Annotated in this window: 1 tRNA gene; it reads left to right on the top strand. The window is 35.7% G+C overall.

Annotation, left to right across the window (positions count from 1 at the left end):
• The first annotated feature begins 19 nt into the window (after nt 1-19).
• Nucleotides 20-95, top strand: a tRNA-Ala gene (locus AN394_RS21425).
• Nucleotides 96-269 lie beyond the last annotated feature (174 nt).

Raw genomic sequence — 269 nt, forward strand, 5'->3', positions numbered from 1 at the left:
AATAAGTACCAGCATATGTGGGGCTATAGCTCAGCTGGGAGAGCGCCTGCCTTGCACGCAGGAGGTCAGCAGTTCGATCCTGCTTAGCTCCACCACTTTTACTCCTTAAAAATAAACATTCTTAATCAGGTAATAAACTGCTTGAGAATAGAGTGTGTTTAATTTTGAGAAGTTTATTCTCTTGCTCTTTAAAAATTTGGAAAGCTGATATTAAAATTCTTATAGATACTTGTATCTATAAAGAGTTTTCAAAAGTAAAAAATATGCCA

The sequence above is a fragment of the Pseudoalteromonas sp. P1-26 genome (assembly GCF_001401795.1).
Taxonomy (GTDB): Bacteria; Pseudomonadota; Gammaproteobacteria; order Enterobacterales; family Alteromonadaceae; genus Pseudoalteromonas.